The sequence below is a fragment of the Erythrobacter sp. CCH5-A1 genome, from assembly GCF_001557115.1.
In the GTDB taxonomy this organism is placed as follows: domain Bacteria; phylum Pseudomonadota; class Alphaproteobacteria; order Sphingomonadales; family Sphingomonadaceae; genus Erythrobacter.
The window spans coordinates 1-8,405 of sequence record NZ_LSKQ01000038.1 but is presented as its reverse complement, the minus strand read 5'-3'; the positions used below and the strand labels follow the sequence as shown (position 1 = coordinate 8,405).

The 8,405-nt window shown below is 58.6% G+C and carries 6 protein-coding genes and 1 pseudogene; 5 read left to right on the top strand and 2 right to left on the bottom strand.

What is annotated here, in order from left to right; all coding sequences use genetic code 11:
* Positions 1 to 387: 387 nt before the first annotated feature.
* Positions 388 to 573, top strand: a complete 186-nt coding sequence (locus tag AX708_RS02060; protein ID WP_067489420.1) for a RidA family protein — start codon at positions 388 to 390, stop codon at positions 571 to 573.
* Here the strand turns inward: AX708_RS02060 and AX708_RS02055 are convergent.
* The gene (locus AX708_RS02055) at positions 570 to 1,505 is read right to left on the bottom strand and encodes a LysR substrate-binding domain-containing protein (RefSeq protein WP_067489417.1); all 936 of its coding nucleotides are present in this window, start codon (positions 1,503 to 1,505) and stop codon (positions 570 to 572) included. The genes AX708_RS02060 and AX708_RS02055 overlap by 4 nt on opposite strands.
* Before the next feature lie 93 nt (positions 1,506 to 1,598).
* On the opposite strand from AX708_RS02055, the gene AX708_RS02050 reads away from it, so the two are divergent.
* The 4 genes from AX708_RS02050 (at position 1,599) to AX708_RS02035 (ending at position 8,056) form a co-directional block, all read left to right on the top strand.
* Complete coding sequence (locus tag AX708_RS02050; RefSeq protein WP_067489415.1) at positions 1,599 to 2,786, top strand: PLP-dependent aspartate aminotransferase family protein; 1,188 nt, start codon at positions 1,599 to 1,601, stop codon at positions 2,784 to 2,786.
* Between the two features lie 324 nt (positions 2,787 to 3,110).
* A complete protein-coding gene (locus tag AX708_RS02045) occupies positions 3,111 to 4,421 on the top strand; it encodes an APC family permease (RefSeq protein ID WP_067489412.1) in 1,311 nt (436 codons plus the stop codon).
* A gap of 401 nt (positions 4,422 to 4,822) precedes the next feature.
* Positions 4,823 to 7,213 carry a TonB-dependent receptor gene (locus AX708_RS02040; RefSeq protein WP_156454511.1) on the top strand — a complete coding sequence of 797 codons (2,391 nt, stop codon included), beginning with the start codon at positions 4,823 to 4,825 and terminating at the stop codon, positions 7,211 to 7,213.
* 480 nt (positions 7,214 to 7,693) lie between these two features.
* Entirely contained in the window at positions 7,694 to 8,056 is a 363-nt protein-coding gene (locus tag AX708_RS02035; protein ID WP_230960670.1) for a DUF3703 domain-containing protein, read from the top strand.
* A gap of 44 nt (positions 8,057 to 8,100) precedes the next feature.
* On the opposite strand, the pseudogene AX708_RS02030 reads toward AX708_RS02035, so the two are convergent.
* Positions 8,101 to 8,405: pseudogene (locus AX708_RS02030) on the bottom strand (heavy metal translocating P-type ATPase); the annotation flags it as partial.

Sequence of the window (8,405 nt, the reverse complement as noted above, 5' to 3'; positions counted from 1 at the left end):
CGATCGAGGCCTTCACCTCCGGCGGCCAGTCCCGACGCTTGCCGACACCGGTGAAAACCTCGAAGCGCCGCACACCGCTGATACCAGCATCATCACATGACATCGTCATAGCACCAGCGCCCCTCAACAATCAGGGCGCGGACACTCGGCGCTCCGCATCACCCGTGCAAGGTGGGCTCAGGACATCGCTTACCACGCAGGGGTGCACTGATTACGACTTCCGGCCAGTTGTCGCGGACGGATGATGGCCTGATCACTGCCACACTTGGAAACGGGACATCGATTGACCGAGGTGTTGCAGCAGCCCAGCAATGCGCCGTTGCGATACTCGCAGGTCTCAACGAAGCGATCGAAGGCGATCTGGATTGACTGGAAGGCTGCGTGCAATTGTGCGGGTTCGTCCAGTCTGCTTTCGGGTTCACCGAGCACTCGACGGTCATCAATGGCGCTTCGGACCTGATTGCGACCGTGCTGGGCGAAAGCGGGCGCCACGCACGCGCGGCAGTGGGCGTTTCCAGTCTGCCGTTTGGTGTGGTTGTCGAAGTGAGTGCGCAATGCATGCTGCGCGGCTAAGATCCGCCCGGAACGCCCCCGAAACGCGTTTCGCACGCGCGCTGAAGGTAGTCGCGTTCAACCATCAGCGTAGTCAGAAGATCTTCCAGCAATCGCGATTTGCCGCGATGCGGCGGTAGGATCATCAGCGCGCGAAAGGCAATCGCTGGCTCGAAAGGCCGCGCAATGAGCCCTTGGGCCTCGAACTGGCTCGCCACGAACGAAACGGCGTTGGTGAGGCCAACGCCCGCGCCCTCTGCTACCAGTTGACAGACCGAAGCGCCGAACTGTGTTTCGACCACAACCTTGGGTTGCGCCCCCACCTGACGCAGCGACGCGTCGAGCTGCCTGCGCGCCGTATCATCTGGTGAAAGAGAAACAAGCGCCACGCCGTCCAGGTCGATCGGCTTGATAGTTTCGAGCTTGGCCAGAGGGTGGCCGCTCGGCATGACGCAGATGCCCCTCGTCGTAAGAAATGGCTCGGCGACGACATTGGTCGTGTCAATCTCATCGGCGCACAAGCCGATGTCATAAGTCCCGCTTGCAACGAGATTTCGAACCATGCTCGAATTGGCGATCTCGAAGGTTACAGTCACGCCCGGGTGTCGTTCGATGAAAAGGCTGATCACACGCGGGATCAGCGACAGGCCCAGCGCTGCCGACGAGGCGATCCGGAGAGATCCGGTGCCGACTGACCGGATCCGCGCGACCGCTTGCTTCAGGCGATCGAGCCCGACGTAGCTATCGACGATCTCTTGGTAGAAGATTTCAGCTTCCGCTGTTGGGAGCAGACGTGGACCTTGTCGTTCGAACAGCTTGAGCCGGGTCACATCCTCGAGCCGCTTCAAAGAACGGCTGATGGCGGGCTGGGACACCCCGAGCAGCTCGGCCCCGCGCGTTGTGGACCCGGTCCGCATGACCGCATTGAAGGCTTCGATCAGACTGAGGTTCATGGTTCCATTATAACAAATCCGCATAATGAAACGCAATACGGGGATTTGAATTGAGCAAAGCGAGCGCATAGCGTGCTGCGCAAGGAGAGAGGCATGAATGACGAGACGAAGTGCCTGAAAGTGGCTGTGCCTGAAGGTAAATTCACGAGTCTGTCGGTGCCTGTCCACCGAGCATCGACGATCGTATTCGACAATGTCGCCGCCTACCAAGCGCGCAGATCACAGCTGTATGATGGATACTCCTACGGTTTGTACGGAACACCGACCAGTCGGGCGCTTGAGAAAACTCTCGCCACTATCGAGGGCGGCGATCGCGCGATGGTGGTGTCCTCGGGCTTTGCGGCGATCACGCTTGTCACGCTTGCGATGTCGCAATCTGGCAATCGCGTGCTTTTTCCTGACAATGTCTATGAAACGGTTCGTCCATTCGCCGACATCCTGCTTTACCGCTACGGCGTGACGCCAGTCTATTACGATCCCCTGATCGGAGCACGCATTGCGGAACTGTTGGACAAGGACATATCGCTGGTGTGGCTGGAATCGCCAGGTTCGATGACCCTAGAAATCCAGGACATTCCGGCGATCACGGCAGCATGCAGGGAGCACGGCATTCCGACAGCCGCCGATAACACCTATGCCACTCCCCTCCGTTGCAAGCCGCTCGATCTGGGTGTCGACATCTCAGTCTGTGCAGTTTCGAAATACATATCAGGCCACTCCGACCTGGTGATGGGATCAATCGCCCTGCGCGACGAAGCCCGGTTCCGTCTGCTCAAGGATCATGCGCGCATGCTGGGCCAAGGGGTATCTGCTGACGAAGCCAGCCTTGCTTTGCGGGGACTTGAAACGTTGGCGGTGCGACTGGAACGGATTGAACGCACCACACTAACGCTGCTGGATTTTGTGACCGATCAGCCAGGCGTGCGCGAGGTTCGACATCCGGCTCTGACACACAACCCGGGGCATGCAGAGTGGCTGCGAGACTTTTCCGGATCAACCGGCCTGCTCACGCTGTTCCTCGAACCTTGGACCAGGCCGCTGCTAGCCAAGGCCATCGAAGCCATGGATCAGTTTGCTATCGGCGCCAGTTGGGGCGGAACCAAAAGCGTTGTCGCTGTGCTTGATGCTCTGCCCCCCCGGACAGCTACGCAGGTTTCACACGATGGTCCTCTGGTTCGATTCAGCATCGGTCTGGAGCACTCTGATGATTTGATTGAAAGCCTGACCAAAGGCTTCGCCATACTTGCTGCAGCACAACCAGCTCCCTCCATCACCAATTGATCAAGAATGAACAATTGTCGCGAAATCTCTGAAGCCCTTCACGAATTGGACCCTGCTTAGCGAAAGATTCCTCGCCAGTTGGTCATGTACGGGCGAGCTAAGGACAATTGTAAAGCAGTAACAAGGAACGCAGCTGAGCCAATAGCATGGGCAGCCATCGAGTATCCGGCTTCTCCCAGCCTGGCTAAAAGTTTGTGAGGCGACGATTTCGACCGGGTCAATTCGCCTGTGAGGTGAAAGCTCAGTGTCGTCGGACGATGATCTTATCATGGCAACAAAAATTTACGGTCACGGAGGCTCCGTGCCGAGCCAGGAACAATTATCATGAATCAACCGCTCACATCGGAATCGCTGTTGCGCCGCGAGATCGGTCGGATTGGTGTGGCAACTATCGCCATGAATGGGGTGATCGGATCGGGGATCTTTGCGCTACCGGCGATCGCAATCGCCCAGTCCGGTTATTTCAGCCCTTGGATTTTCCTGTTGTGCGGCGTTCTCATTATCTCTGTGGCTCTGAGTTTAGCTCGCGCCGCTAGTTTTTTCGACATTACAGGCGGCCCAATTGTTTATACCACTTATGCATTTGGCCGGTTTGTGGGGTTTCAGACGGGCCTTCTAATTTACGTGAGCCGTGTCGCGGCTATCGCGGCAAGCGCGACGCTCATCGTTAGCTATTCGTCGGCACTTTGGAGTCCGTTGGAGGGCGGATTGCCGAGGATGATTGCAGTCGGAGCTTTCATTTTTCTCGCGACGCTAGTTAACGTCGCAGGCGTGCGGGCAGGAATGCTTGCTTTGTATATGATCAGCACACTCAAGCTGCTCCCGTTGCTCTTGTTAATGATTGTCGGTCTGCCGGAAATTGAATGGAGCCGCATCGTAGGTGCAGAAGTCGTGGAGCCGAAAACGCTTGGCGAGACCATGCTGATCTTGATGTACGCGTTCATAGGCTTCGAGTTCAGTCTGATAAATGCTGGTGAGACGAAGGACGCGCGCCAGGCGATTCCGCGCACGCTTGTCGCAACCGTTTCGACAATCGCTGTGTGCTATGCGTTTATCCAGATGGTTGCTGTATCGGTTGGCCCCGACTTAGGCGCAAGCGAGACTCCTCTGATCGATCTCGCCGGCAGGATGATGGGACCAACTGGTGCTGCGATCCTGGCTGTCGGGGTGGTATTTTCGGTCGGAGGAGGTACCCTCACGTCTTTCGTAACAGCCCCTCGACTGACGTTTGCCCTATCGCGCGATGGAAGTCTGCCGGCGTGGTTCGGCGAGGTGAGCGAGCAAACGGGAGCTCCGGTCAACTCGATTATATTCTGCGGCATCTTATGTTTCGCGCTAGCGGCAGGGCAGGGTTTTGTCTGGCTGGTGACGCTCAGCACGTTCGTACGTCTGCTGGTGTATGTCCTGTGCATCGCATCTCTACGCCGGATCGAGAGAACGATTCCAGCTCAACCCGACCAGTTTCAATTGCCCGGTGGCCTTGCCATTCCTGCTGTCGGCCTTGCCCTTACGCTCTGGCTTATCAGCCATTCTACGCTTGAAAATTTCTCTATTGCAGGGCTCGTTGTGGGAGTCGGAACAGTCATCTTCTGGCTATCGACTTGGCGCCGTCGCAAGCCCACGGATCGGTCTTGACACAACTCAACTTGAACTTGGCCTTGAGGACCAGGCGGATGGCTCTGACGTAACTACGTGATCATACCCCAAGAGCGATGAAAATGTCCCGCTTGAGCACCGCCACCTTTCGGGTTACCTTGAATGCGGCCGAATGCGGGGAGGGTCTTACAGCTAAGGAACGGCTGTGATTTAGCCAGGATGCACCATTCAGTGTTACTTCCAAAGCAAGGTCGGATCGCTTGAACAAGTGAGCCCAGTTTAGCACTGGTCCCTTGTTGCTTGATTGCAACGATCATTCCGCACAATGTCAAACGACGTCGGGAGCGATCTTGTTGTAGTGAGCGCCTTGTGCGAGCGATGCACGCACTGTGAGAAGATCTAACCAAAAAAGTTGCGTGACGGGAGAGAGGCAAATGAAGATGGGTGCTACAAATCTTTCGACCTACATCAGCCAGTTGCTGGTAGGGACCGCAGCCATTTTGATCGCAAATCCCGCTCTGGCGCAAGATGGTGCGACTGACGATGTTCAAGCTGATGAGGGAAATGTCATCATCGTCACCGCGACCAAGCGCGACACGACAATCCAGGACGTGCCGTTTTCGATCAACGCGCAGACGCAGGAAGACATTCAGCGTTCGGGCGCGGTGACGCTTGAGGATCTGTCGCGCAATGTCGCAGGCCTTACCATCCAGAACCTCGGGCCGGGCCAGAGCCAGGTCTCGGTGCGCGGTATTTCCGCCGGGCAGGTCGTGCGCGATCAGCCGGGGGTGAAGGAGCAGGTCGGCGTCTATCTCGACGAATCCGTGATCTCGCTGTCGCTGTTTACGCCAGATATCGACCTGTTCGACTTGAACCGCGTGGAAACCCTGCGCGGGCCACAGGGCACGCTGTTCGGTTCGGGCTCCGTCGGCGGCACGATCCGCTACATCACCAACCAACCGACCCTTGGAGTGACCGAGGGGCAGGTGGAAGCGAACGTCAATGTAATCGACGGCGGCAATGTCGGCGGGCATCTCAAGGGCGCTGTCAACGTGCCGCTGGGTGATACCGCCGCGATCCGCGCGGTCGGATACTACACCCGCTATTCCGGCTTCATCGACGCGCAAGGTCCTGGTGGCGGTGAGAACGTCAACGATGGTGAGCGTTACGGCGGCCGCATTGCGCTGACCTTCGAACCTTCCGATACCTTCTCGATCACCCCACGGATCATCTACCAGAAGATCAAGGCCAATGGATTCAACCGGCAGGAGACCTACAACCTCTTTGCCAACCGCTTCACCACCGCGCGTCCGGCAGTGCAACTGGGCGAGCGTGAGCTGTTCCTGCTGCTGCCCGAGCGGTTCGAGGACGAAACCTTCATCGCTGACCTGACCGTGAAGATCGGGATCGGCGCGCATGAGCTGACCTCGGTCTCGTCCTACATCAACCGCGACATTCTCGTCAGCCGCGATGCGAGCGCGCTGACCGGGTCGGTTTCTGTCGATCTCGGCTTCCCGGCGGCGGCGGTGCTGCTGCCCTCGAACCTGCGTGACACCACCGACCTTTCGACCTTCACGCAGGAACTTCGCTTCGCGTCGGACTATGACGGCCCGTTTCAGTGGCTGATCGGCGGGTTTTATTCCGATGTGCAGCGCGATTATCGCCAGCGCCTGCCCACCCCGGGCTATGACGCCTTTACCGATGCAACGCTGGGCGCGGGCACTTCGGCGGCGGTCGCCAATGGCTTCCCGGCCAACTCGCCGTTCAACTCCGATCTGCCCTTCGACATCAAACAGCTCGCGGTGTTCGGTGAGGCCAGTTACGAGCTGACCGACAGGCTGACCTTCACCGCCGGCGGGCGCTACTACGATTTCGAGGAAACCCGCACCATCACCACCGGCGGCCTGTTCGCCAATGGTGACCGCGGCGTGGTCGATCGCACAGCGTCGGACGGCTTCACCCCGCGCTTCCTGCTCAGCTACAAGGCGAGCGATGATGTCACAATCAACGCGCAGGCCGCGCAGGGCTTCCGGCTTGGCGGGGTCAACGATCCGCTCAACACCCCGCTGTGCAATGCGCAGGACCTCGCCTTGTTTGGCGGCTTCCAGGACTATGGCGATGAAAAGCTGTGGAACTATGAGCTGGGCGTGAAGACGCAAGGCGCAGGCTTCACCTTCAACGCTGCCGCCTTCTACAACGACATCAGCAACCTTCAGGTGACGCTCGATGCCGGCAGCTGCTCCTCGCGCATCGTCTTCAACGTGCCCGAGGCTTTTGCTGCGGGGATCGAGGCGGAGCTGGGCTTCGAGCCTTCGCCGGGCCTCAATTTCAGCCTCTCGGGCAGCTACGTGAAGTCGGAGTTCAACAGCACGCTTCCGGGTGCGCTTGCAAGCGCTACCGGCATCCGGGATGGCAACCGCCTGCCCTCGGTGCCCGAGTTCCAGCTTTCGGCGAGCGGCAGCTACGAGTGGGATTTGAGCGACAGCACCACGGCCTTTCTGACCGGTTCGTTCCAGCATGTCGGCTCGCGCTTCACCCAGCCCGCCGACCAGGAGAACAACCCGCGCACCTTCGTCCACAACCTGCCCTTCGGCGGGGCCCCGGCGAATTCCGCGACGACGGTCGATCTGGAGCTGCCGGACTACCAGTTGGTCAATCTCAGCGCCGGGGTTGAACTGGATAATGGACTGTCGCTTACGGCCTATGTCAACAACCTGTTTGATGAGAACCCGCTGCTTTCGTTTGACCGCGAGCGTGGCGGTCGGGCGCGGCTCGGCTTCAACATCGGCCAGCCACGCACCTTCGGCGTGACTGCGCGGCAAACGTTCTGATACCAAAAGGTAGCGTCGCTTTTTGCTTGCCGGTCAGTTCCGCATTGGTTGGATAGTTGATGTGTTCGCGCAGGGTGAGTTCTCTACTCCAAGTGCTTGAAGCGGATGAACGGAGTTGGTGTAGTAGAACCGGTCTGGCCATGCCTTTGGATTACGGGTGGCCGGGTGGCTGCAGTAAGATTTTTAACCTTTCCAACATGTATGCCGGCAGTGGTGGCGACGAAGCCCATTATTCCGCGATCGTAGCGGCCGAGAGAAAAAGCAGCCCGCACCTTGCCGCCTGTGTCGCAGCCAATCTGGCGTTTGTCAGAGGACCAGGACATATTGCGGGTATCGATGCCTAGCACCCGTAGTTGCGTTGCTTGTCTGCACCGCTGCTACGACACTTGAGCAGCAGGCGATAGACTTTCCTTATTTGGTGGAACAGCTTTACCTGGTACTTGCTACCCCGCGCACAAGCATTGGTAGGTCGAAAACAAAATGATGATTGGTGCGATGAGCATTATTCGGACAGCCTATCGAAATGAACTGGCAGAATTCCGCGCTGCGCGTGCCAGCGGCGATTATGTTGGCGCGTGGCATAGGCTCGAACGCGGGCACATCATTGCTCAGGGTAGTCTGCCGCTGCATCTCCACTCGCATGTCGTGATGCTGGCATTCGCGGTGTCGCAGCGAGAATGGTCCGAGGTCGCAGGTCAGGCGCTGCGTCTGTTTCTGGCACCATTGGGCACGCTGACCGGCCGCACGCCGATAGGGAGCACCGGGCGATCGGACGTCAGTGCTTTTGCCACTATGCCAATACCGGCGGATATCGCGCAGATCGTGAATGCGGGCCGTGATTGATCGCCAGAGCGAGCGTTGGCTTACGGTTTGAATCCCCTAATTGGTCAGGCGCGGTACGCCAAGAGCCGAAGTGCATTAACCACCACAATAATGGTCGAGCCCTCATGCACGGCCACCGCTGGACCGATGCCGAGTCCCATGATCGTGGCAGGTACCAGGAACCCGACTACGCCGAGGCTCACAAACACGTTCTGCCTAATGATCCCGCGGGTATGTCGGCTCAAGCCCACAGCGAATGGCAAGTGCGCCAGGTCGTCGGCCATGAGGGCAACGTCGGCTGTCTCCAGCGCCACGTCCGATCCTGCTGCCCCCATGGCGATGCCGACCGTAGCACTCGCCATGGCCGGTG

Coding starts and splice junctions, on each gene's coding strand:
- AX708_RS02055 (WP_067489417.1), bottom strand. CDS start 1,505: ATGAACCTCAGTCTGATCGAAGCCTTCAATGCGGTCATGCGGACCGGG.
- AX708_RS02050 (WP_067489415.1), top strand. CDS start 1,599: ATGAATGACGAGACGAAGTGCCTGAAAGTGGCTGTGCCTGAAGGTAAA.
- AX708_RS02045 (WP_067489412.1), top strand. CDS start 3,111: ATGAATCAACCGCTCACATCGGAATCGCTGTTGCGCCGCGAGATCGGT.
- AX708_RS02040 (WP_156454511.1), top strand. CDS start 4,823: ATGGGTGCTACAAATCTTTCGACCTACATCAGCCAGTTGCTGGTAGGG.
- AX708_RS02035 (WP_230960670.1), top strand. CDS start 7,694: ATGATGATTGGTGCGATGAGCATTATTCGGACAGCCTATCGAAATGAA.